This window comes from Cohnella sp. SGD-V74 (assembly GCF_003001675.1).
Lineage (GTDB): Bacteria > Bacillota > Bacilli > Paenibacillales > Paenibacillaceae > Cohnella.
On sequence record NZ_PVYW01000003.1, the window covers coordinates 18,383 to 41,847 of the forward strand.

The window sequence follows — 23,465 nt, forward strand, 5'->3', positions numbered from 1 at the left end:
GGCGTGCATGCAACCTCCGAGGATAGCAGATATGGCCGAATTTAAGGCGGTGAAAGATGCCCCTGAGCGGGTTTGCTTACACGCCCTAGAGGCAATCTTGAAGCTGTGCGATAAATTGACGGATTCCCTCTTCGTTGCGCCGATAGTACGTCCATTGGCAGTGCCTTCTGGACTCCAGTAAACCGGCCTGCTGCATCTTCACAAGGTAGCCCGATATGACCGATTGAGCGAGTCCTGCTTTATCCGCGATTGATCCTACGCATACCCCCCCTTGAAAATCGCAGTCCGCAGGCATATGGCTTTGCGGGCCGAAATGCCGTTCAGGCTCTTTCAACCACTCCAGTATGCGAATTCTCGTCTCGTTCGACAGCGCCTTGATGATCGATAAAGTATCCATGAGCTTAGTATATCTATTTTTCTAGAAATGTAAATATGTTTGGCTCCTAGCTCGGATTACAGCGCCTCGACGATATCGCCCGCAACGAGCGAACCGATCGAGACGCGGTTGGAGGCGGCGAGGTCTCCGGCCGCTCCGTGCCAGTAGACGCCGACCGCAGCGGCCTTCTCGGCCGAGAATCCTTGGGCGAGCAAGCTGCCGATTATGCCCGCGAGCACATCGCCCGAGCCGCCGGTCGCCATGCCGGCGTTGCCCGTCGTGTTAACCCACGCCGTCCCGCCGCTCCCAGTCGATCGAGCCTGGCGAATACTCCTCCTGAGCCAGTCCGATGCGAGACGCGATGTCCCGCTGCAGCGCCGCTTCCCCGGTCAGCGACTCTCGCGGCACCGCGTATACGATCCGCACTTCGCAGCCCCGATCGGCCAGATGCCTCGCGCAGACGAGTCCATCCCCGCCGTTGTTCCCTTTGCCGGCCAGAATGAGCCACCTCGGCTGTCGGCCGCCATGAATGGCCGCATGCGCTTGCGTCGTTCTCACCGCACTCGCTTGCAGCTTCTCCACTTCGTCCGCCACGGTTCTTCCTGCGTTCTCCATCAGCGACATGGCGGGAATGCCGATCGTATCGATCGCGTATCGGTCGATCCGCCGCATCTCTTCCGCAGTAACCAGGTACATTTCGGCTTCCTCCTCATTCCTGAGAGACGACAATTTATGACATTAAATACTTCCCGACCTTACTCGCCAACCGTTCGCTCTCTTCGTTCAGCTTCAGCAAATTCCGCGCCGCCGAAGCCGTCTGCTCCTTAACCGTCCCGATGCCGTCGACTCCGTCGAAGTACCGGTTCAGGAAGTGCAGGAACACGTCGAGCGTCCGCAGCCGGATCAAGCCCGGAACCGCCTCGGCTTCTTCCCGGCTCAGCCGCAGCCGTCTTCCCGCGCCGCGCAGAAACGCGTCGATCATCTCCGGCCCGTTGTCCGCGTCAAGAAATCCGGAGACGACGACGGCGATCTCCATCGCCCGAAGATCCCGCGTGCAAAACTCGAAGTCGAGAATCGCGCCGATCGTTCCGGCATCGTCCGCCGAGGCAAGACAGTTGGAGAAGTTGATATCCCCGTGGATCAGTTGATGCGGAAGCGAACGAAAGCGCGGCAAATACGCCCGGAAAGCGGCCAATTCCTCCCCGATCAGCCGCAGCGCGGCCGCTTCTTCCCGAAGCTCCGCAGGCGGCTCCCCGCAAAATGCGGCCACCTTGTCCGGCGTGCACCAGGAGTACGACGACTCCATCTCGTAGTACGGGGCGTAAGCAGGAGCTCCGGGCAGCTCCAACGCGGCCAAGGCATGCGCCAGCTCGCCGGTCGACTCGCCCAAGCTTTCCGCCGCTGCCACCTCTCCCTCCGCCGGCCGCTCTCCTTCAATGTAAGCGAACAAGCAGGCCAGCCGCTCCGTCCCATCCTCCAACCTAACGATCGTGCTCCCGTTCTCGCACACCGACGGATTCGGTACCCGAAACGAAAGATTAACCTCATTAAGTTTCTTCAGCAGCAAATGCTCGAAGCCGATTTTCTTCTCGTCCTTATGCGTCTCGTAAATTCTCAGCACCCATCTGCGCCCGTCCGCGCGGACGAAACGCGTCGTATTGTTCCAGCCCGAGTGCCCTCGCTCGACCTCCCAGCTTCCGTCCGGGAAGTAGCGTCGCAAAATTGCATCGAATGGCAAGCTTGTTCCCACTTTCCTGCGTTTTCTTCGTTTGATCACCGCTGATGATCGCGCCCCGCCGTTACCCCTCGTCCGAAGTGCCGTCCGAAGGCTCGCCAAGCAGCGGCGAATACATCATCAGCGCATCGTTTTGCGCGATTTGCTCCTCCTTCAGCCATTCGCCTTCGGCCGTATAGACGTCGCGGTAAAGCTCGTTGTGCCGAACGTAGCCGCCCCATGGCTCCAGCGTGATACGATGATTTCTCTCCCGCACCTCGTACCGGTAACGCCCCGGCTGCTCCGCATACCAGGCTCCGTGCAAATATTCGCTATCCATGCTTAAACGGAGCTGATACGTTGACGACGTGCGATTTGTAATCCGCAAATCCAAATAATTATAAGAGCAAGTGGCGCCGCTTCCGAAAGGCTGAGTCCGCGAAGCGTCGGGAAACACGTCGTAGCTGTGCCGGTGCCTCTCCGTCACGGTCAACTCGGTATGCAGCGTCATCCAATAGATCAGGTTGGACAGCTGGCACAGACCGCCGGCGAGTCCCGTGCGCACCTGGCCGCAGAACAGAATCATGCCGTCCACGTAGCCTTTGCGCCTCGTCGGCCTGCCGATCGAGCGCCAGTAGGACAGCGTCTCTCCCGGTTGCAGCACAATCCCGTCCAGCCGGGGCACCGCCGCCCGCAAATTGACGACTTTGCTGCGCTGCAGCTCCATGTCGGTATCGGCGAGCTTCCGCATAAGCGGCGTCCGGTGCTGCGCAACGACAAAAGGCAGCCGATCCAGGCTCCTCCGCTTGGCGAATCGAACTCCTCCGAACATCCATTCCCCATAGCGGCGCATCGTATAGTACCACTTGCCGGCTTTTAGCCGCAGAGGCGAACGCGCGATCGGCCGAAGCTGCGGCTTCACGGTCCATTCGCCCCTTTTTTCCAATCGGACCTCAGCAGCCCCATCTGAATGACGTCCCAGTAACGGCCGTTCTTATACTGGCGCTCGCGCAGCCGTCCTTCCTGCACGAATCCGCAGCTTGCGTAGCACCGGACGGCGCGCTCGTTGAAGTCGTACACTTCCAGCTCCAGACGGTTCAGGTTCATCTCGCGAAAAGCGAAATCCACCAGCAGCCGCATCGCCTCCGTGCCGTAGCCGCGCCCCATATGCTCGGTCGATCCGATGACAATGCCGATTTTGCCGACGCGGTTTTTCCAATCGATCGAATCCAGATTCACCTGTCCGATGTAGGCCTCCGTGGCGAGATCGGCAATGACGAAGCCTCTGGCGTCCGTATTGCCCTCCAGCATCGCTTCCAGATAAGCCTCGGTCGATTCCTGCGCATGGGGGTACAGAAAAATGTCCGACAGATGACAGACGATGTCCGGATCGTTCACCCATTGGCGAATCCACGGCAGATCGTCCCTGCGATACTCTCTCAGCATCACGTTTGTTCCCGGCAATCTCGGCATACTCAGTCCTCTCCCCTCTTCGGATCGTCGAGCAGCAAGCCCTGATCGATCGATTTTTGCACGATTTCCTGCGTAAACGCCCACAGCGTCTCCGACGTCTGCCGAACGGGCTCTAGCCGCTTCAGCACCTGCGAGCGCACGATGCCGTTTTTGCGCCAGCTCACGCCTCCGGTATAGTAATTATGGATGACAGGCTGCAGCCGGTCGAGCGCGGAAGCGTACCTCGCCTCCGCCGTCTCCTCGTCCTCGAACTCCCGCCACAGCGTCGTCCATTCCTCCCGCTGATCGTCCGGCAGCAGGCCGAACAGCCTGTCCGCCGCCGCTTTTTCGCGAGCCTCTTTATCTTCGTAACCCCGGGTGTCATAAGCGAACGTGTCGCCCGCGTCGATCTCCACGAGGTCGTGCAGCAGCAGCATCCGGATGACGCGATTCAGATCCAGCGACGGATCGTCGGCGTGCTCGAGCAGCAGCGCGGACCATATGGAGACGTGCCAGCTGTGCTCGGCCGAATTTTCAAGCCTGCTCTTGTCGATCAGATACGTTTTGCGAAGCACCGATTTCAACTTGTCGATTTCCACCAAAAAAGCGAGCTGAGCGCTCAACCGATCGTTGCCGATCCATACGTCTTTCGTCATCTCTATTCCCTCCGCTCTCTATTGCCCTATTGTACCATGCGAGAATGCGCCCGGCCCATCCTGCGGCCATGTTCATATTCAGTTCATATTCTCGGCGCACAATAGGAGCGAGATTAGGATCAATCTCCTGCGCGTGCCGATGGTGGCATTTCGGCTTCGTTAAGCGGATAATGAAACATATAAGGCAAGTTCGCATCCCAAACCGATGGAAAAAGGAGGCGCTGTCCATGACCCGAATACTCGTCGTCGACGACGACCCGCACATTCGCGAATTGGTGGAAGTGTTCCTCGTTCAGGAAGGATTCGAGGTCGTTACGGCGACCGACGGCATGCACGCGCTCGAGCAGCTCGAGTCGAGTCCGGCCGATCTGGTCATTCTGGACATCATGATGCCGCGCATGGACGGCTGGGAGCTGTGCAAGGAGCTGCGCGAGCATTACGATATGCCGCTGCTCATGCTGACCGCCAAAGGAGAAACGATGCAGAAGGTCAAAGGGTTCCAGCTCGGAACGGACGACTACATGGTCAAGCCGTTCGAGCCCGTCGAGCTGGTCGCGCGGGTCAAAGCGCTGCTGAAGCGCTATCGGATCTCGATCTCCCAGAACGTCACGGTCGGAGCCGTTGTACTGAACCGGCAGACATACACGCTGCAAGCCGGCGAGCAGGCGCTCACGCTTCCTCTTAAGGAATTCGAGCTGCTGTTCAAGCTGGCCAGCTATCCGGGCAAAACCTTCTCCAGAGAGCAGTTGATCGAGCAAATCTGGGGCTTCGATTACGAAGGGGACGAACGGACGGTGGACGTCCATATCAAGAGGCTGCGGGAGAAATTTCCGGACGGCCAGCACGGCTTCCGCATCGCGACGATCCGGGGCTTGGGCTATCGCTTGGAGGCAACGCCATGAGGCGACGTGACGCTCCCCCCAGGGGCAGGCCCGAATTTTCCGGGCACGGACGCGGACGCGGACGCCAGCATTTTAACGTATTCCGGGAAAACATGGAGCATAGACGCCGAATGAGGGAGCTGGGCAAAGATTTCCGGCCCTCCCGCAAATGGCTGATCCTCATCTTCGCGCAGCTCCATATCGGGCTGGCGATCTGCTGGCTGCTCTCCCACCTTGTGCTCGACGCCGTCTACGCCAGATGGTTTCCGCAATACGAGGATACGCTGCTTCGCCAATATTTCACGTTCGTGGTGACCTTGTTCTTCCTGTTCGTCGGCGCGAATCTGATTCGGCTGTTCTTTGCGCCCATCCGCCGCCAGATGGAATGGTTCATGCAGATGATCAATGCGATGAATCAGTTGGCCAAAGGCAATTTCAACGTCAACCTGGAGGCGAATCCGCGCTTCATGGGCCAATTCGGGCCTCTGGTCACCAGCTTTAACGAGATGGCCAGCCAGTTGAACCATATGGAGCAGATACGACAGGAGTTCATCTCCAACGTCTCCCACGAGATCCAGTCCCCGCTCACGTCGATCGCCGGCTTCGCCCGGGCGCTGCAGCGCGACGATCTGGCTCCCGAGACGCGCAAGCATTACCAGAACATCATCGAGACCGAGAGCAAGCGGCTGTCGCGGATGAGCGACAACCTGCTGAAGCTGACGTCGCTCGAATCCCGGCAGCATCCGTTCGAGAGAAAAGCCTATCGGCTGGACAGACAGCTCCGTCACCTCATTCTCAGCTGCGAGCCTCAGTGGCAGGACAAGAAGATCGAGATGGACGTCGACCTGCCGGAGTGCACGATTACGGCCGACGAAGACCTGCTGAGCCAAGTGTGGGTCAACTTGCTTCATAACGGCATCAAGTTTGCTCCCCAGGGCGGAACGATCGGCGTCCGCGTGTCGAAGGTCAACGACCGGATCCGCGTGCTCATTACCGACGACGGGCCGGGTATTTCCGAAGCGGCTCTGCCGTATATTTTCGAACGGTTCTACAAAGAAGACAAAGCCCGGACGCGCGCGGGAGGCGGCAGCGGTCTGGGACTGTCCATCGTCAGGAAAATCGTCGAATTGCACGGAGGAGAAACGTTCGCTTACAACCTCTCCCCTTCCGGCGCCGCTTTCGCCGTCGACTTGCCCTTCTCCCGGGCGGATTCCCCGCCATAAGGGGCTGTTCCATAAGTAAGAAGAGACATACCAAACAATTATCGATAGGTGAATGGTAATGGGCATCTATCTCCTTCCGCTGCGAGACACCCCACAAAGTGACGTTAAGCTTCGAAGCCTATTCCGATTACTTTGCGGGGGCCCCAAGAGCGTGATCCTGAAATGGGAACGGTAAACCCGTTAAGCGGTGATTTCAGGATCGTATGAGGCAGTCTCCAGGAGATAGATGCCCTTCTTTTTTCATCGATAATTTTGTACGTCCCTACTTATGGCCAGCCCCTTTGTCGGAGACGATGCAGACAATAAAAAATCAGGCTTCCGGCAATCTAGGCCGGAAGCCTGTTCAGCATATAACGAAGGAACAAAGCTTGAAGCTCCCGCGAGGTTCGCGTTCTCGTCTTGCCCATCATGCAGGCCAGCCGATCGCTCAACGCTTCCGGCTCCATTTTCGCGTACATCACGATCTCCTCGTCCGACAACCCGTACAAGAGACATAGCTTAAACGCCGTTGTCTCCCCTGCCGTAAACCCGTATCGTTCTCCGAACTCCTCGCACAATCGGACGGATCGAGCGTCATCCGTCGTCACGACTTCCCAATCCGTCATCATGGTCGCCACGATACCGAATCTCCTCTCGAATTTGCAAGATAAATCTGTCGAAATCTGTCTTCATTAGATATGATAGAATCAATGTATTAGAAGATTTAGGCAGGATGTATTTGTTTTGTATGAAATTGTCTAATAATTTTCCAACGATATCCTTAAATACGGGGGTTCACGACATGTTCCGCTCTCTTCGCTTCAAGATCGCCGTCGCTCTTATCGTCCTCAATTCGATCTCGTTCGTCGCGATGAGCTTTATCAACTACGAAACCTCCAATAAACAGATGAACGACCAGCTCGTTCGCCATCGGCTCGCCGGCTTAACGAGCACCGTCAGCAACTTGAGCGCCATGCTCTCCCTTCGCATGAAGGAAGCCGAGCTGCTCAGCCACTCGATTCCGATGCGCCTGCGAACCCCGGAAGAACGGCTCGCTTACTTGAACAGCGCGGTGTCTCGGACCGATCTTCCGGCCAGACATATCGGCTTCGCTTCCCTGACGGGCCGAATGACGTTAACGAACGGAGAAGTGCTACAGGTATCCGAGCTTGCCGCCTTTCGCCAGGCGCTTGACGGCAAGAGCGCTTTCGCCGCAATGATGCTGGACTCGACGGGGTATCCCGTGCTGTGGCAGATGGTTCCGTTCCATGACCCGGATAATCGTCTGATTGGCGTGATCGGCTTCGCGCTGGACGCCCCCCTGCTATTCTCCAGGCATCTCAACGTGGAATCGGGCGATTACAAGGACAGCTCGATGATCCTGATCGACCGGGACACGAACTTGCTTCACTATACGGACACCTCCCTCATTCTGAGAAGAAACTACATCACCGACGAACCCGCCGTTGTCGAATTCGCGAGACAGCTCCAGAACAGCGAGCAAGGCTACGGAGAATCGATGCTGTTCGGACGCGTGCTGAAAATGTTCTACGTCAAAGTGCCGAACACGGAATGGTATGCGGTCTACTCGGTGTCCAAGAGCGAATTCGAAGCGCCACTGCGCCATTCGCTCTGGCTGAACATCGTTCTGATCGCCGCCACGGAACTCCTTTTGGGCTTGTTCCTGTATGCCGTGACGCATCGATCGATTCTGCGAAGGCTCAAACAGGTCGTCGCCGTGACCCAGAAAGTAGCCGCCGGAGATTTCTACCCGAGTCCCTTGTCGATCAAGAGCAAGGACGAAATGGGCATGCTGGCAAGCTCGGTCAACGGCATGATCGACAATTTGCAAGAGCTGTTCGAACCCTATCAAGCTTTCATCCGGCACAATCAGTATGCTATGATTGTAACGGATTCCCATTTCGTAATTACCTCTTACAATCAACGCGCAGAGGAAATGCTGGGCTACGGAGAGCACGAAGTCATCGGAAGAAAGTCCCTGCTCCTCTGGCACGATCAAGATCAGTTGCAAGAACGCGCGACCTACTATTCGCACAAGCTGCAAATCCGGGTGAACCCGGATGAATCCGTTCTGTTTCTCATGCCGCGCAAAGGCTTTTTGCCGGATTGGGAATGGACCTGGATCAACCGCGAAGGCGCGCGCATGCTCGTATCGTTGAACACAAGCATCATCCGCCATCCGGACGGAACCGCCAAAGGCTATGTGCTCATCGCCAGAGATGTCAGCGAGATCAAACAAGCGGTCGCGACGAACACGAGGCTCTTCGAAATTATGGACAGCGCGCACGATATGATCGCTTCCTTCGACGTGCGCGGCCAGATCTTCTATTTGAACAAAGCCGGCCTCACCTTCCTCGATATCGCCGCTTTGAACGAGAACAACAATCGGCTCAACCAGTATATGCCCATTCCGATGACGGTCCGCTTCGCGGAGGGATTGTCGGCGGCGCGGGTGCACGGGTACTGGCAGGGAGAGATCGATTTCACGACCGCAAGCGGCCGCATTCAGACGACTTCGATTACCGTCGTAGCCCATCAAACAGATGACGAAAAGGAAATCTACTATTCCACGATTGCTCGGGATATTTCCCAGCAGAAGGAAATCCAGCTGCAGCTTCTAGGCGCCAAGGAAGAAGCCGATCGGGCCAACGAAGCGAAGAGCTCCTTTCTTGCGAGGATGAGCCATGAGATTCGCACCCCCCTGAACGGAATCATCGGCTTGACCCACCTTCTTCAACGGCTGGAGCATACCGAGCTGCAAGCGAACTATCTGAAGCAGATTGCCTTGTCCTCCGACAACCTGCTCAGACTGCTTAACGACATTCTCGACTACTCCAAGCTGGAGGCGGACAAGCTGACGATCGAGAACGTGCCGTTCGAGCCCGAAGATCTGCTGCAGAAGCTGAGCGGCCTGTTCTCCGTGCTGATCGGTCCGAAGCCGGTCGACTTCATTATGCGCGCCGATCCCCGTATTCCGGATTGGTTGATCGGCGATCCTACGCGCCTGAAGCAAATTTTGCTCAATTTGGGCAGCAACGCGATCAAATTCACGAACATTGGACTGATCGAGCTTTCCGTATCCGCGGTCCGCGTCGACGAGCGGCAGGCTAAGCTTGCCTTCTCCGTGAAAGATACCGGCATCGGGATGACCGAGGGGCAACGCGAGCGCCTGTTCGAGCCGTTCATGCAGGCCGATGAGAAAACAAGCCGCAAGTACGGCGGCACCGGGCTCGGACTCGTCATCTCCCACACGCTGGTCGAACGGATGGGCGGCACGATTGCCGTGACGAGCGAATACCAGGTCGGAAGCGAGTTTACGTTCGAACTGGAGTTTCCCGTGAGCGTGGATCGGCCGATTGCGGTCAAGCCGCAGTTTCCGGGACTGAAGGTCATCGTGCTGGAAGATCACGACCAAGTCGCCGAGCACTGGCGCGTTCTGCTCACCTCCTTCGGATGCGAGACGGTCGCTCTGTCTTCCTGGCGACAAGCGCGGCTGCTGCTGCAAGAATCCCGCTGGGACGCGATTGTCGTCGACATGGAGTGCGGCGATATGCACGGGGAAGACACGTGGATGGAATGGAAAACGGAGCTGGACGCGGCAGGCGTGAAGGCGATCGCGTCCACGACGCTCTCCGGACGCGATGCCCTCTATCAGCTTCCGGACGCTTATCGTCCAGAGGTCGTGCTTGTCAAGCCGTCTTCCGCGCTGCCGATTCGGCAAGCGCTGCAAGTCGTCACCAGTTCGTCTCGAACGTCGGCCGATCGCCGCTCCGTTCTGCCGGCTGCGGATTCCGGCAAGGCGGCGGGGTCCGCAGCCGACGCGAACGCCCGCATCTGGGTCGTCGACGATCAATCGATTAACCGGATCGTCGTGAAGCAGCTGCTGGATTCGCAAGGTTATGAGGCTTTATTGCTGGAAAGCGGAGCAGAAGCCGTCGAGCTGATCGAGTCGGATCAGGCCGAGGCCGACTTGATTTTGATGGATCTGCACATGCCGGACATGGACGGCATCGAAGCGACTGTGCGCATACGCAAGCTGCACGGCAAGGAACGCTTGCCCATCGTCGCCGTAACCGCCGACGTAACGCCCGAGATGCATGCCCGCTGCCGCGACGCGGGCATGAACGATATCGTGACGAAACCGATCGATCCTGGCGTCCTGTATGCCTCTATCGGCCGATGGCTGCTCGGCGCGGGCCTCTCTCCGTCCCTGCCGAGCCCGGTTGTCCCGGTCGGCGAGGCCGTCGGGCCGTGGCCCAATCTGCCCGAGCTGGAAGCCGGAGTCGCTGTGCAGCGGATCGGCGGCAAGGAACAGCTCTATATGAAGCTGTTGGACAAATTCATGGCGCAATATTCCGATTTTCAGCAGCAGCTGGACCGGCTTCGGGAGGACGGGAAGATGAACGATGCGATCCGGCTCGCCCATTCGCTGAGCGGTTCCGCGGGACACCTCGGAGCGTTGGCCATTCAGGAAGCCGCGGCGACGCTGGAGCGCTCTCTTCGCGACGAAGATCGGGCAGCGGAAGCGGAGGAACGGCTCAACCAGTCGCTGGAAACCGGATTAAAGACGATGAATCGTCTTCTTAATGAAAAAAGGAGTTAGACGAACGACTGACCGCATTATATAATAGACATGCGAGGGCAAATGTTAGCAAAATATGAGTATTCCTAACATTTTACTTAAAGGGTGTGACACGACGTTGACAAGAGTGCTTGTAATTGAAGATGATCCAATCATCGGAGAGATGCTCACCCTCTACCTCACCGAAGAAAATTTCGACGTTCAACGCGTGGAGACCGCGCGCGACGGCAAGCAAGCGCTCGACACCTTTCAGCCGGACATTTTGTTGCTCGACCTGATGCTGCCCGATGCGAGCGGGACGGAGCTTTGCGCGGAATTCAGGCAGCTGACCGCTATTCCGATCATCGTCATTTCCATGAAGCCGTCCGTTACGGTTCGCATTCAGGCGATCAGCTACGGCGCGGACGATTTTCTCGTCAAACCGTTCAGCATGCAGGAGCTTAAAGTTCGCATGGAAGCGGTGCTCCGCCGGACATTGAACATGACTCCGGGTGCCAAGGCGGTCGCCTACCTGCAGCCGCACGACCCGCATCAATCCGCCTCCTCCCCCGGAAGCGGATTGACGCTTGATCTGGAACGGCGCACGATCGTGCTCGACGGCGAACATATCGAGACGACGTTCTCCGAGTACGAGATTATGAAGCTCTTCTATCAGCATCCGAATCGCGTCTTCAGCAGAGAGGAATTGATCAACGCCGTTCGCGGCATCGACTCTTTCATTAACGATCGGGCAATCGACGTTCACGTCACCAACCTAAGGCGCAAGCTGGAGAGAAATCCTAAAGAACCGCAATACATCAAGACGGTTTGGGGAGTAGGCTACAAATTCATGAATCCATAGATCCATCGACTACATAGTTGCAAAAGAACTTCCGGATTTCGCCTTCGGGGTGCGAATCTGGAAGTTCTTTTCTTTTGTTAACGGCGCACATCTTTTCCTAACACTTTCCTTAATACTTTTCCTGTAATTTCCTTAATGATTAACGTTCAAACTGAAGTGGGCTTTCTATGTCCGCGACTCCGCCGGATTCGCACGCGGCGGATGCCGTTCATGCTTGGGGAGTGATGACTGTTGATGAACTGGCTTAATCTGATCGGGCTTATGCAGCATATGGCCGTCGTCATCCTGTTTCTCGTGATCGGTAATCGCCTGTATCCTTCGGTGATTCACCGAACGGTCGCGCTTAAGAACGGAATGCACGGTCTTCTCTTCGGCACCGCGGGCATTCTGACGATGCTTATTCCCTTCCAGGGAGGGGCCGGAACGCTCGCTCCCATGTATCATATCGTCGCCGCGTTGGCGGCTTGGGTCGGCGGACCGTTGTCCGCGCTCGTCTCCGCCGGACTGATGCTCGGCGTGCGGGTTGCTCTGGGCGGCGTAGGCTTGGAGACCGGCATCGTCGCGGTCGGGCTCGCCTCCGCGATCGGACTCGTCTACCGGCGTCTCCGACCGGCCGACCGCGACAGCTCCCTCGGCCTCGTCCACCCTGCGCTGATCGGCGTGCTCGTCTCTGCCGCAAGCATGGGCTTGGCCGCGATTATGCTGCCCGAAGAAATCCGTTCCGTGTGGCTCTGGCACAGCGCTCCGAGCACGCTCGTCGTCTTCCCCGTCTCCTCCATGCTCTTTCATTACTTCATGAATTCGGAATGGACGAGAAAACGCCGCTACGCCATCGACGAGAAGAGCGGCCTGATGTCCTCCGCGCTGTTCCTCCAACAGATCCGCAAATGGATAGACGCGCGCACACCTTTCTATCTCGCCTTGCTCGATATCGACGGATTCAAGATCATTAATGCCATTAATTGTGAGTCGTCGAGAGCCCATCTGCTCAATCAAGTCGGTCAGCGGCTCAAAAATTGGATGCCGGACAACGCTTTGGTATGCAGACTGGAGCGCGAAGAGTTTCTGATCGTCATGACCGATCCTTCCTTCCGCAAGCTTCCCGACGTCTCGCTGGAAATATGGGACGAATTGCAAACGCTGTTATCGTCCCCCTATTCAATGAACAGACAGCTCTATCATCTGACGAGCCATATCGGAGTGACGGCCTATTGGAACGAAGCCATTACGGTCGAGGAGCTGCTCCCGAGAGCCTATGCGGCGCTGCAGCACTCCAAGGATTCGGGCTTGCAGCAAGTCGTTCAATACCACGAGAAGCTGACGACGCAGATCCGGCGCCGCACGATGATCGAAGTGCACGTCCGCACGGCGCTGCAGCATAATCAGCTGCATCTGCAGTATCAGCCGCAATACGAGGTGCATTCGGGGCGGCTAAGAGGATTCGAAGCGTTGTTGCGCTGGGAGCATCCGGAGCTGGGCAGCGTCGAGCCCAAAGAATTCATCCCGCTCGCCGAAAGCACCGAATCGATGCTCGCGATCGGCGAGTGGGTAGTTCGGCAAGCGTGCCTGACGCTGATGCGGGTCGCTCCGTCCCCCTCTTCTCTGACGATATCTGTGAATCTGTCGGCCTCTCAGCTGCTTGATCCGGGATTTGCCGATATCGTCGAACAGGTGCTCTCCGATACCGGAATCGAACCGCAGCGACTGGAGCTCGAGATCGCGGAGCACACGCTGGCCGGCTCCTTCGACAAGGCCGAGCTGCCGATGAAGCGGCTCCGTGCTTTCGGCGTCAGACTTGCGATCGACGATTACGGACTCGGAGCGACGACGCTCCCCCACCTGCGCAGGCTGCCCGTTCAGGCGATCAAGATCGACAACCGCCTCATGCTGGAAACCGCCGGAGCTTCCGATCGGGAGCTGAACGATTCGTTGTTCGAATCGCTTAAGCTGCTTCCCTGCGAGATCGTCGCGACGAGATTGGAAACGTACGAGCAGCTCGCCTTCTACAAAAAGCACGAATGCCATTTCGCGCAAGGGAATCTGCTGGGACGGCCGATGGACGGCGAACGGCTGCCGGCTCTGATCGGCGGCGTGCAGCTGGCGTAGCCGCCGGCTCGCGCCAACCGTCTAGAGCCAGCCCATCCTCTCACGCAGAGACGTAATGTGCGCGACATGGTGCCGGCCGTGCCAGGCATACATTCCGATCGCATAATCGAGCCGGGAGACGGATTGCGACGCCGGGTGGAAGAACGTTCTGGCGAAATCCGCTTCTCTCATGCCTCTCAGCAGGAACACCCACCTGGCGTGCAGCGCCGTCGCGAAGTCGACCGACAGCTCAATCGGAGCCTTGAACGTATCCGGAAGATCGGCCCAAGCCCCCTCGTCATAGGGACGGATCGTCGGCTGCTCTTCCGTCAGCGCCAGCTTAAACCTCGCGAAGCTGTTCAGGTGGCTGTCGCCGATATGGAACGCCACCTGCCGCACCGTCCACCCTTCCGGCCGGTAGGGTGTATCGAGCTGCCGATCGTCCAATCCTTCGAGCGCCGAAGCCAGCTCCGATGGCAAGTCCGCGATGTCGGTAATCCAGTTTTCCCTCTGTTTCCCCGTAACCTCTCCTTCGGCATCGAAGCGCCCGATCGGATATTTCAGCTTCTCCATATCCATCTTCCTCTCCCCTTCGCTCTCGTGCTCGCCTGAATTAGGCGGCAAGTTCCCGCAACGCGTCCAGGAACGCATCCATCTCCTCGTCCGTGCCGATGCTCACGCGCAAGTAGCGGTCGATTCTCGGCTTGTTGAAGTATCGGACAAGGATGCCCCGTTCCTTCAACGCCGCGAACAGCTCGCGCGCTTCCTTGACCGGATGGGTCACGAAGACGAAGTTCGCCAGCGAATCGATCACTTCGAAGCCGAGCTCCCTGAGAGCTGCGGTCGTTCTGTCCCTCGTGGCCACCACTTTCCGGTTCGTCTCTTCGAAATATGCCCGGTCCTCGATCGCCGCGATCGCGCCGGCCAGCGCCAGCCTGTCCAGCGTGTACGAGTTGAACGAGTTTTTGATCCGGTTCAGCCCTTCGATCAGGTCGGGATGTCCGAAGGCCATACCTACCCGAAGTCCGGCCAGCGATCTCGACTTGGACAACGTCTGAACGACAAGCAGATTCGGATATTCGGCAACGAGCGGCACGACCGATTCCCCGCCGAAATCGATGTAGGCTTCGTCGACGATGACGACTTGCCCTCTGTTCGCCTCAAGAATTTCTTTAATGCCATTAGTGATTAAATAACGGGCCGTCGGAGCGTTCGGATTCGGCAAAATGACACCGCCGTTCGGTACCGAATACGACTTCGGATCGATTCTGAACTGTTCGTCGGTCGGTACCGTTTCGTATGGCAATCTGTACAGCTGCGCGTAAACCGGATAGAACGAATAAGTGATGTCCGGGAATAAAATCGGGCGCTTCGCCGAGAAGAACGCCGGAAAAGCGAACGCCAATATTTCATCCGAGCCGTTCCCGACGAATACATGCTCCTTCGTCAAGCCGTAATGCGCCGCGATCGTCTCGCGCAGCGAGTCGCAGGTCGGGTCGGGATACAGACGCAAGTCCGCTCCGGCCGCTTCTCTGATCGCTTCCAGCGCTTTCGGGGAAGGCGGATACGGATTTTCGTTCGTGTTCAGCTTGATGTAGGTCCGGTCCTTCGGCTGCTCTCCGGGTACGTAGGGCTCCAAGGATTCGGTCAGTTCGCTCCAGTATGTACTCATCGTCAGAACCTCCACTCTATTTTCTCCCTGATTATACCTTCAGCCGCTTTGCGGGTCTATATGGCGCATCGTCGTCGTCCCGCGCTAACCAAACGCTATTCATTGACGAAAACAAAACATTACTGTATATTGTCTATCATAAATACAAACGTAATTAGGATGTGTTTGCATAATGAGTAACTCAGATGTTTTCTGGAACAGTTCAGTGGAAGAGTTGAAGCAAGGTTACGTTCGCGAGGATGAACACTTCGTCTGCCTGCTGTGCGGAGAACGCACGGAGCTGGGCGTCGTCTATCCGGAGGACGGCCGTTATTACGATGCCGAGAAAGCGATCCGCAGCCATATCGGCAAGGCGCACGGCTCGGTGTTCGAATACTTGATCGGCCTCGACAAGAAGCTTACCGGCTTGACCGAGCACCAGAACAGCCTGCTCCATCTGTTCTATCAAGGCAGATCGGACGACGAGGTGCGCAAGGAGCTGGGCATCGGCAGCGCCTCGACGATTCGCAACCACCGATTTGTGCTGAAGGAGAAGGAACGCCAGGCCAAAGTGTATTTGGCTTTGATGGAGCTGCTCAAGGAGAAAGACCGCCACGCCCCCGACATCGTTCCCGTGCACAAAACCGCACGAATGGTCGACGAACGCTACCGGATTACGGCGGACGAAGCGGAGCGCACGCTGGATAAATATTTTCCCGACGGCCCCGACGGCAAGCTGACCAAGTTCGCCATTCAGGAGAAGCACAAGGTCATCGTCCTGACGGAAATCGCCAAGCGGTTCGAGCCCGGGCGCACGTATTCGGAGAAGGAAGTTAACGAAATTTTGCTGACTGCCTATGAGGATTATGCCGTCCTTAGAAGATATTTGATCGAGTACGGTTATATGGACCGAGAGCCCGACGGAAGCCAGTACTGGCTTAAATAGGTAGTTCATAAAGTCCGCCAACTTTACTTTACAGAACGGAGAGAGAAATAAGATGAAACCGAAAAGCAAAGAAGAACGAGCGCAGCTGATCGCGCAATATAAGGAGATTCCGATCGAAGCGGGCGTCTTCCAGATCCGCAACAATATCAACGGCAAGGTGCTCGTCGACACGACCCCGAATCTGAAGTCCTTGAACGGAAGGACGGCCAGCCTGAATCTGGGCACCTATCCGAACAAGGAGCTTCAGCGGGAATGGACCGAATACGGAGAAGAAGCGTTCGCGATGGAAGTGCTCGAAGTGCTGAAGCCAAGCGATAATCCGTTCGTGAACGTCAAGGACGAGCTAAAGCTGCTGGAGGACAAATGGATCGACAAGCTGCAGCCGTTCGGCGAGAAAGGCTACCATAAACTCAAATAGGCGACAAGTAGCGGCCCCCGGAGATGCCGGTTTCCTCGAAGCGATCGCCTGACGAGCGCAGAACCGTGAGATTTTCTCCCTCGGCGCCCAGCCACTGCACGCCCAGTACGATGCCGTCGTCGGCGCCGCGGGCGGCGAACAGGAACCGGAACATATCCGGCGAAATCTCGCCCCCGTCGTCGACTCTCCAGGTCGAATTCTCGTTGTATGCGGCCGGATAGTCCATCCATACGAGCCGTTCGCCGTCCTCCCATACGAGACTTGCCAGCATATCCTCGCCTTGACGTTGGAACTCAATGACGTAGATTCGCCGGCCGTCCTGAGCGTGGGCGAGCAGCCAGCCGTGCTCGATCGCGCGCCCTTTCGCCTCGGCGATCTTCTGCGCGACATCGTCCGGCATCTCGTGATCGGCGGATGGCTTAAGCGGGATAAGCGCCTGAACGTCGAACTGCTCTTCGGTCACGAGGTAGTAGCTCTCGTTGGGCGTCGCCTCCCCCTCTTCGATCGCGTAAATATCCCCTTCCATATTGTCGAAGTTATACGCCGCCTGTCTTCCGTTGTCCTGCTCCGAACGGGCTTGATGCTTCTCGTAGCGGATGCGCAGCACCTGACGGCCGCCTTCCCCGATCGCCAGACGATAGTCGCCCAGCGTCCCTTCCTTCACCGCGTCCGGCTCCTCCATCCCGTCTGTCAACGCCATCAGCCGCGTCCCCTCCTCGTCTGCGAATGCGAACAGCGGCGACAACGACTCCGTATTCAGCACGGCTTCGGGCGACTCGCCAGCCTCGGACGCGATCGGCGATTCGGAAGGAGATTCCGATGCCGAGCTTGTTGCCGTGCCGGTTGGCGAAGCCGTCGGTGATTCCGCGATCGGCGTTGCCTCGGGTGTATTCCCCGCTCCGCTGCACCCTGCGACGATCAATGCCAACAGGACAATCATTCCCTTTTTCATTCGCATATCCAGCGCCCCCTGAGTTATCTGTTTCTTTCATTATAACCATCAAGCGATCGAGAAGTAACTTAATTAGCGGGCTGCAGCCCGGGTGGTTCGCTAGACTTTTTCGACAAAGCCGTCGAAGCCGTTGAGTTTTTCGCCGTTCACCGCTTATAATGGAACTTAGTGTGTCAATAAAGGAAAAGGTGTCTGATTCATGAGCATATTAACTGTAACCAACCTATCGCATGGCTTCGGCGACCGGGCCATCTTCAACGACGTCAGCTTCCGCCTGCTCAAGGGCGAGCATGTCGGCCTCGTCGGCGCGAACGGCGAAGGCAAATCTACCTTTATGAACATCATCACGGGCAGCCTCGAGCCGGACGCCGGCAAAGTCGAATGGGCCAAAAAAGTCCGCGTCGGCTACCTCGACCAGCATTCTGCGTTGGAGAAAGGGATGACGATCCGCGACGCGTTGCGCGGCGCATTCCGCTATCTGGTCGATCTCGAAGTTGAAATGAACGACATGTACGAGAAAATGGGCTCCGTAGAGCCGGACGAACTGGAGCGGCTGCTGGAGGAAGTCGGCACGATTCAGGACATTTTGACGAATAACGACTTTTATCTGATCGACGCCAAGGTGGAGGAGATCGCACGCGGTCTCGGACTGGGCGACATCGGCCTCGACCGCGACGTGCACGACCTGAGCGGCGGACAGCGTACGAAGGTGCTGCTCGCCAAGCTGCTTCTGGAGAAGCCGGACATTCTGCTCCTCGACGAGCCGACCAACTATCTCGACGAGCAGCATATCACTTGGCTTACTCGTTTCCTGCAAAGTTACGAGAACGCCTTTATTCTCGTCTCTCACGACATTCCGTTCCTGAACAGCGTCATTAACCTGGTGTACCACATGGGCAACCAGGAGCTCAATCGATACGTTGGCGACTACGACAACTTCGTTCAGCTTCACGAGGCGAAGAAGCAGCAGTTGGAATCGGCCTACAAGCGCCAACAACAGGAGATCGAAGATCTGAAGGACTTCGTCGCCCGCAACAAGGCGCGCGTCTCGACGCGCAACATGGCGATGTCCCGCCAGAAGAAGCTCGACAATATGGACATTATCGAGCTGGCGCGCGAGAAGCCGAAGCCGGAGTTCAACTTCAAGGAAGCCCGCACGTCCGGGCGTATGATCTTCGAAGCGAAAAACCTCGTCATCGGCTACGACGAGCCGCTCTGCCGTCCGATCGACCTGCTGATGGAGCGCGGTCAGAAGGTCGCCCTCGTCGGCGCCAACGGCATCGGCAAGACGACGCTGCTGCGCAGTCTGCTCGGCGAAATCCCTTCCCTGTCCGGCGAAGCCAAGCAAGGCGACAATCTGTTCGTCGGCTACTTCGAACAGGAGGTCAAGGAAACCGCCGACGAGACGTGCATCGAGGCGGTATGGAAGAACTTCCCGGCGATGACCCAGTTCGAAGTTCGCGCGGCGCTCGCCAAGTGCGGCCTGACGACCAAGCATATCGAGAGCAAGGTCACCGTGCTGAGCGGCGGAGAGAAAGCAAAGGTCCGCCTGTGCAACCTGATCAACAAGCAGACGAACTTGCTCGTGCTCGACGAACCGACCAACCACCTCGACGTCGACGCCAAGGACGAACTGAAGCGCGCGCTTAAGGCGTACAAGGGCAGCATCCTGCTCATCAGCCACGAACCGGAATTTTATCGCGAAGTCGCGACCGACGTCTGGAACTGCGAGACCTGGACGACCAAAGTGTTCTAAATAGACAAAAAACCGATACGCCCGGGGGTTATCATCCTCCCGGCGTATCGGTTTTTTTCTGCTGTTGACCCATTCTCTTACATGGTCAATTGCCACTAGTGTTCTGGCGGCGCTGAAACGTCGGGCGTTGCTCTAAACTTTCGAGTATCGTCTCCCAAATTGTGCCCAAACGGCGAGCGTTGTTCTAAACTTTCGAGTATCGGCACTCCGACAAGCCCGCTGCAATGACAGCAAGTCGATTAAACAGCCGAAGGTTTTATCGCGTTCTCTTCCCCTCAGCGCCCTTCCCGCGAACGAATGGCGTCCCGGATTTCCTCCAAAGTCTGCTGCATCTTGTTCATTCTTTGCAGCCCGGAATACTGGTTGCCGATGATGCCCGCCAGGCCGATGATAAGCACGATTGCGATAAACAGCGTCACCGCGCTCCCCCCTCTCCTTTAGTTACTGCGGAGGCACTTTCAGCCCCATGTAGACGAGATCGCGGTCGATGCCGTCCAGCGTCGCCACGCCGGGCAGCAGCCCCCATTGCTCGAAGCCAAACTTCCGCAGCAGCGCCAAGCTCGCCTCGTTGTGGCCGAACACGAGCGCAATAACGTTGCGGATGCCCAGACGCGGACACTCCTCGATCGCTTTCCGGAAAAAGAGGCTGCCGATTCCCCGGGAGCGGTAAGCCGGATCGATATAGACGCTGATCTCGGCGGTCGCATCGTACGCGGCGCGGCTGTGGAACCTGGAGAAGCTGAGCCACGCGATGATCGCCTCCCCGTCCTTCATAACCCAGATCGGCCGATGATCCGCCGAATGCTCTTCGAACCATTGCATTCGATCTTCCGCCGTGACCGGTTCCAGATCGGCTGTCACACTGCGGCTGGCGATTGTGGTGTTATAGATGTCGACGATTCGTTCAAGATCTTCTTTCACGGCGTGTACGATTTCATACGATTGCTGCACGGGAACGGCCTCCAAGCTATGGATCTGATTGCGAAACGTTGTTACCTAATTATAACGCGTCCCGACAAGCAGGCCAATACGCCGACCCTGCGCACCGTCCAGCCGCAAGCCCACCGCGAAGGCAGCCGAACGCCGCGTCCCCCTGTCTCTCTCTTCTATCGCAGCGATTCCCCTAACTCCTGTAAGCTTTTCGTAAAATCTTGTCCAAACCATTCCATGCTCAGTTTGGCGATCGTGCCGTCCGCTTTCGCCGCTCTGACCGCTTCGTCCAGCTTTGCCGCGAGCTCGTCTTCTTCTTTGCGGAGCACGTAGTGGACTCCGCCCTCGAACAGCGGTTCTCCGACCAGCTTAAGCGCCTGATTGCCTTCCTCGTCGGTCTCGAACCGAACGGAAAAGTCCGTCTGAAGCGTCGCGTCGACCCGCTTCGTACGAATGAGCTCGACCAGATCGTGAGCGGCCCCGTTCCCGTACATGACTTCAATCTTTCGCTCCTGCCGGTTATTTGTAGTCTTCGATGTAATACGCGTTGTTGCTGGTGGATGAACCGAGATACAGCTTCCTTCCTCGCAGATCGTCGATCGAACGGATCGTATCGTTATCCATCCCGACGGCCACTCTTGTCATAAAATAGCTGTAGGGTTCCGCGGCAAACAAATACTTGGCTTCGCGCTCGGGGTTGCGGTTCATATGTTAAGTTTCTTGCGCACGGCAATCTCCTCCGGGTAGCCGCCCCATGCGACCGGAGCCAGCTCTCCTTCCGGTTTCAACGCCTCCAGCAGCCATCCGCCGCCGTTTCCTCCGACCGTATCGAGCACGACATCGACGGCCTTCTCCAGAGCGGCGGCCTGTCCCTCGCGGTCGTATGCCGCATACTCGTCCGCTCCAAGCTCCCGCACGAACGCTTCGCTCGCGGATGAAGCTGCCCCGATCACGCGAGCTCCGGCTTGTTTGGCAAGCTGTACCGCAAAATGGCCCACTCCTCCCGAAGTCCCGTTCACCAACACCGTCTGTCCCGGCCCGACGCTCGCCTGCTCGAATAACGCGTGCCAGGCCGTAAATGCCGACATCGGAATCGCTGCAGCCGCATCGTCGGCGAGGCTTGAAGGCTTGATCGCGAGCTGCGACGCCGGTACGGCGACGTATTGGGCTCAACCCCCGCTATTGGCCGTCATTCCGTACACCCTGTCTCCGGGCTTAAACCCCGTCACCTTTCCTCCCGTCCTCGCTACGATACCTGAAATGTCCCAGCCGGGAATGTAAGGCAAAGGGAAACTTTCCCCGGCCAGCCCCGACCGAATTTGCCAATCGCCGGGATTAACGCCCGTCGCCAGCACTTTGACGAGCACTTCGTCCTCCCCGATCTCCGGCAAGGGAACCTCCTCCAACCGCAATACCTCGATGCCGCCTCTCGCATGATAGCGAATCGCTCTCATCCGCTCGTTCGCCCGATTCCCCATCCCTGTTGCCTCCCCGTCTTTTTTCTCATGATCCTCTCGCAATCTGTTGTCGCCGAGCGGTTCATTGATTACAATCGTATTTAACAATACAATTCCGATCAATAAACAATGAATTTCACATTTCGTTTAAACGACAAAACCGACCGAATGTCGGAATAAGGAGGCTGCAACGTTGCGTACCCCTATCGAATCGACGGACAGACGCGTTCGAAGATCCAGTCGCATGCTGAAGGAAGCGTTCTTGGAGCTGATGAGGGAAAAAGGGTTTTCCTCCATCACCGTACAGGACATCGCGGATAAGGCGGATATGAATCGCGGTACGTTTTACGCGCATTTCCCGGACAAATACGCGCTGCTGGAAAGCTCGATCCGCGACAAGTTTCTGAAGGCGCTGAACCGCGAACTCCCTCCCGTCGCCGGATGGAACGCGGCACATCTGCGCTGCTCGTCCGATGCGTATTGGAACATTTCAAGAGCATGCACGGACGCTGCTATCCGGCGGATACGGTGAATCCGTTATTCGAACATGTCGTTCAGGAGGAATTGCGGGCGCTTCTGGCGCACTGGCTGCGAGAAGCCCGGGCGGACAGCGCGGAATGGCCGGTATCGACCGACGTGCTCGCTCTGATGACGAGTTGGGGAATCTTCGGGGCCGCGGTGGATTGGTCCAGAAGAAACGGCGGGCGGACGGCGGAAGAAATGGCGGAGAAAGTCGTCGAGGCGATTATGGACAGCGGAGGTTTAACGGAAGAATAGAAGGAGCTCCGATCAGTTCGACCGGAGCCCCATGTTCACAATGCTTCCGCGGAAATCTCCCTTATGGAACGAACCACGCGATCGGCCGCCGACAAATCCTGATTGCCCGAATTTTCGTTGACGTATCCGATGCAGGTCATGCCGGCCGCCTTGGCCGCGGCAATGCCGTTGCGGGAATCCTCCAGCACGACGCAGTGCCGGGGGTCAGCTCCGAGCTGGCGGGCGGCTTCCAGGTAGACGTCCGGCGCCGGCTTGCCTTTGTCCACTTCCTCCCCGCTCACCACGCAGGCAAAATGCGGGGCAATGCCGAATTTGGCCACCACTTCCTCAATAAACGATCTGGGCGACGAGGAGGCAATGCCGACCGGAATGCCTCGCCTTTTCAACCCGTCCAGCAGCTCCGCGATCCCGTCGATCGGCGTGTAGGAACGTTCGCGCAGCGCTTTGATTTTGGCCGCCAGCTGGTACTCGATAATCTCCTCCACCGTCTGGGGAAGGGACCGCTCTTGGCGAAGCGCCGCCCACATCTCCGGATTCGTCATGCCGACGAACCGTTCCAGCTCCTCCTTCGTAATCTCCGTGCCGAGATAACCCATCGTTTCCATATCGACTTCGAAATGCAGCGGTTCGCTGTCGATAATGACTCCATCCATGTCAAAAATAAAAGCCTGTATCATTCGAATTGTTCCTCCATTGAGATTGTATTGGCAGCTTGCATACATAGGCGTGCGAATCTGCATGCTAATCGGGAGTATGTTCGAGGAGCCG

The 23,465-nt window shown here is 57.4% G+C and carries 26 protein-coding genes and 2 pseudogenes; 10 read left to right on the top strand and 18 right to left on the bottom strand.

Features of this window, described 5'->3' with window-relative positions; all coding sequences use genetic code 11:
* Positions 1–85: 85 nt before the first annotated feature.
* The 7 genes and pseudogenes from B0G52_RS05005 to B0G52_RS05035 all read right to left on the bottom strand — a co-directional run bounded on the left by B0G52_RS05005 (position 86) and on the right by B0G52_RS05035 (position 4,198).
* A complete protein-coding gene (locus tag B0G52_RS05005) occupies positions 86–397 on the bottom strand; it encodes an ArsR/SmtB family transcription factor (RefSeq protein ID WP_094042441.1) in 312 nt (103 codons plus the stop codon).
* 56 nt (positions 398–453) lie between these two features.
* A pseudogene (locus B0G52_RS05010) lies at positions 454–675 on the bottom strand (ADP-dependent NAD(P)H-hydrate dehydratase); the annotation flags it as partial.
* A complete protein-coding gene (locus B0G52_RS05015; RefSeq protein ID WP_094042443.1) occupies positions 659–1,072 on the bottom strand; it encodes an NAD(P)H-hydrate epimerase in 414 nt (137 codons plus the stop codon). The gene B0G52_RS05015 and the pseudogene B0G52_RS05010, both read right to left, overlap by 17 nt.
* Before the next feature lie 34 nt (positions 1,073–1,106).
* Positions 1,107–2,114 (bottom strand): phosphotransferase, encoded by a 1,008-nt coding sequence (locus B0G52_RS05020; protein ID WP_158223590.1) that lies wholly within the window; start codon positions 2,112–2,114, stop codon positions 1,107–1,109.
* 61 nt (positions 2,115–2,175) lie between these two features.
* Positions 2,176–2,943: a VanW family protein gene (locus B0G52_RS05025; RefSeq protein ID WP_094042852.1), complete on the bottom strand. Its 768-nt coding sequence runs from the start codon at positions 2,941–2,943 to the stop codon at positions 2,176–2,178.
* A 65-nt stretch (positions 2,944–3,008) separates the two neighbouring features.
* Positions 3,009–3,563 carry a GNAT family N-acetyltransferase gene (locus B0G52_RS05030; RefSeq protein ID WP_094042445.1) on the bottom strand — a complete coding sequence of 185 codons (555 nt, stop codon included), beginning with the start codon at positions 3,561–3,563 and terminating at the stop codon, positions 3,009–3,011.
* Positions 3,564–3,565: 2 nt separating this feature from the next.
* Positions 3,566–4,198 (bottom strand): HD domain-containing protein, encoded by a 633-nt coding sequence (locus B0G52_RS05035; protein WP_094042446.1) that lies wholly within the window; start codon positions 4,196–4,198, stop codon positions 3,566–3,568.
* Between the two features lie 227 nt (positions 4,199–4,425).
* Between B0G52_RS05035 and B0G52_RS05040 the strand changes: the two genes are divergently transcribed.
* Positions 4,426–5,100 carry a response regulator transcription factor gene (locus B0G52_RS05040; protein ID WP_094042447.1) on the top strand — a complete coding sequence of 225 codons (675 nt, stop codon included), beginning with the start codon at positions 4,426–4,428 and terminating at the stop codon, positions 5,098–5,100.
* A complete protein-coding gene (locus tag B0G52_RS05045) occupies positions 5,097–6,302 on the top strand; it encodes a HAMP domain-containing sensor histidine kinase (protein WP_233162392.1) in 1,206 nt (401 codons plus the stop codon). The genes B0G52_RS05040 and B0G52_RS05045 overlap by 4 nt, the downstream gene beginning before the upstream one ends.
* Before the next feature lie 326 nt (positions 6,303–6,628).
* Here B0G52_RS05045 and B0G52_RS05050 read toward each other — a convergent pair whose 3' ends face one another.
* Positions 6,629–6,919 carry a hypothetical protein gene (locus B0G52_RS05050; protein WP_094042449.1) on the bottom strand — a complete coding sequence of 97 codons (291 nt, stop codon included), beginning with the start codon at positions 6,917–6,919 and terminating at the stop codon, positions 6,629–6,631.
* 164 nt (positions 6,920–7,083) lie between these two features.
* Between B0G52_RS05050 and B0G52_RS05055 the strand changes: the two genes are divergently transcribed.
* The 3 genes from B0G52_RS05055 (at position 7,084) to B0G52_RS05065 (ending at position 13,831) form a co-directional block, all read left to right on the top strand.
* The gene (locus B0G52_RS05055; RefSeq protein ID WP_158223591.1) at positions 7,084–10,905 is read left to right on the top strand and encodes a response regulator; all 3,822 of its coding nucleotides are present in this window, start codon (positions 7,084–7,086) and stop codon (positions 10,903–10,905) included.
* A 106-nt stretch (positions 10,906–11,011) separates the two neighbouring features.
* Complete coding sequence (locus B0G52_RS05060) at positions 11,012–11,725, top strand: response regulator transcription factor (RefSeq protein ID WP_369827022.1); 714 nt, start codon at positions 11,012–11,014, stop codon at positions 11,723–11,725.
* A 234-nt stretch (positions 11,726–11,959) separates the two neighbouring features.
* On the top strand, positions 11,960–13,831 hold the full coding sequence (locus tag B0G52_RS05065) for a putative bifunctional diguanylate cyclase/phosphodiesterase (protein ID WP_094042452.1): 1,872 nt from the start codon (positions 11,960–11,962) through the stop codon (positions 13,829–13,831).
* 21 nt (positions 13,832–13,852) lie between these two features.
* On the opposite strand, the gene B0G52_RS05070 is transcribed toward B0G52_RS05065, so the two are convergent.
* Together B0G52_RS05070 and hisC are read right to left on the bottom strand one after the other, a co-directional pair.
* The gene (locus B0G52_RS05070) at positions 13,853–14,383 is read right to left on the bottom strand and encodes a YfiT family bacillithiol transferase (protein ID WP_094042853.1); all 531 of its coding nucleotides are present in this window, start codon (positions 14,381–14,383) and stop codon (positions 13,853–13,855) included.
* A gap of 40 nt (positions 14,384–14,423) precedes the next feature.
* Positions 14,424–15,482 (bottom strand): histidinol-phosphate transaminase, encoded by a 1,059-nt coding sequence (gene hisC, locus B0G52_RS05075; RefSeq protein WP_094042854.1) that lies wholly within the window; start codon positions 15,480–15,482, stop codon positions 14,424–14,426.
* A 172-nt stretch (positions 15,483–15,654) separates the two neighbouring features.
* Here hisC and B0G52_RS05080 point away from each other — a divergent pair, with 172 nt between their 5' ends.
* Positions 15,655–16,407: a DUF2087 domain-containing protein gene (locus B0G52_RS05080; RefSeq protein WP_094042453.1), complete on the top strand. Its 753-nt coding sequence runs from the start codon at positions 15,655–15,657 to the stop codon at positions 16,405–16,407.
* A 52-nt stretch (positions 16,408–16,459) separates the two neighbouring features.
* Positions 16,460–16,825, top strand: coding sequence for a GIY-YIG nuclease family protein (locus B0G52_RS05085; RefSeq protein WP_094042454.1), 366 nt, complete (start codon positions 16,460–16,462; stop codon positions 16,823–16,825).
* Here the strand turns inward: B0G52_RS05085 and B0G52_RS05090 are convergent.
* Complete coding sequence (locus B0G52_RS05090) at positions 16,818–17,783, bottom strand: hypothetical protein (protein WP_094042455.1); 966 nt, start codon at positions 17,781–17,783, stop codon at positions 16,818–16,820. The genes B0G52_RS05085 and B0G52_RS05090 overlap by 8 nt on opposite strands.
* A gap of 193 nt (positions 17,784–17,976) precedes the next feature.
* Between B0G52_RS05090 and B0G52_RS05095 the strand changes: the two genes are divergently transcribed.
* Entirely contained in the window at positions 17,977–19,533 is a 1,557-nt protein-coding gene (locus B0G52_RS05095) for an ABC-F family ATP-binding cassette domain-containing protein (RefSeq protein ID WP_094042456.1), read from the top strand.
* Between the two features lie 275 nt (positions 19,534–19,808).
* Here the strand turns inward: B0G52_RS05095 and B0G52_RS35870 are convergent, their stop codons facing one another.
* The 6 genes and pseudogenes from B0G52_RS35870 to B0G52_RS05120 form a co-directional block, all read right to left on the bottom strand.
* Entirely contained in the window at positions 19,809–19,952 is a 144-nt protein-coding gene (locus tag B0G52_RS35870) for a hypothetical protein (RefSeq protein WP_198960600.1), read from the bottom strand.
* 22 nt (positions 19,953–19,974) lie between these two features.
* A pseudogene (locus tag B0G52_RS05100) lies at positions 19,975–20,511 on the bottom strand (GNAT family N-acetyltransferase); the annotation flags it as partial.
* Positions 20,512–20,639: 128 nt separating this feature from the next.
* Complete coding sequence (locus B0G52_RS05105; RefSeq protein ID WP_094042458.1) at positions 20,640–20,957, bottom strand: substrate-binding periplasmic protein; 318 nt, start codon at positions 20,955–20,957, stop codon at positions 20,640–20,642.
* A gap of 25 nt (positions 20,958–20,982) precedes the next feature.
* A complete protein-coding gene (locus B0G52_RS05110) occupies positions 20,983–21,171 on the bottom strand; it encodes a type 2 periplasmic-binding domain-containing protein (RefSeq protein ID WP_094042459.1) in 189 nt (62 codons plus the stop codon).
* Entirely contained in the window at positions 21,168–21,551 is a 384-nt protein-coding gene (locus B0G52_RS05115) for a zinc-binding dehydrogenase (protein ID WP_094042460.1), read from the bottom strand. The genes B0G52_RS05110 and B0G52_RS05115 overlap by 4 nt, the downstream gene beginning before the upstream one ends.
* 81 nt (positions 21,552–21,632) lie before the next feature.
* Positions 21,633–21,941 (bottom strand): alcohol dehydrogenase catalytic domain-containing protein, encoded by a 309-nt coding sequence (locus B0G52_RS05120; protein WP_094042461.1) that lies wholly within the window; start codon positions 21,939–21,941, stop codon positions 21,633–21,635.
* A gap of 172 nt (positions 21,942–22,113) precedes the next feature.
* Between B0G52_RS05120 and B0G52_RS05125 the strand changes: the two genes are divergently transcribed.
* Positions 22,114–22,452, top strand: coding sequence for a TetR/AcrR family transcriptional regulator (locus tag B0G52_RS05125; RefSeq protein ID WP_094042462.1), 339 nt, complete (start codon positions 22,114–22,116; stop codon positions 22,450–22,452).
* Entirely contained in the window at positions 22,449–22,697 is a 249-nt protein-coding gene (locus B0G52_RS05130; RefSeq protein ID WP_143762521.1) for a hypothetical protein, read from the top strand. The genes B0G52_RS05125 and B0G52_RS05130 overlap by 4 nt, the downstream gene beginning before the upstream one ends.
* 35 nt (positions 22,698–22,732) lie before the next feature.
* Here the strand turns inward: B0G52_RS05130 and B0G52_RS05135 are convergent, their stop codons facing one another.
* Positions 22,733–23,374 (bottom strand): HAD family hydrolase, encoded by a 642-nt coding sequence (locus tag B0G52_RS05135; protein ID WP_094042464.1) that lies wholly within the window; start codon positions 23,372–23,374, stop codon positions 22,733–22,735.
* Positions 23,375–23,465 lie beyond the last annotated feature (91 nt).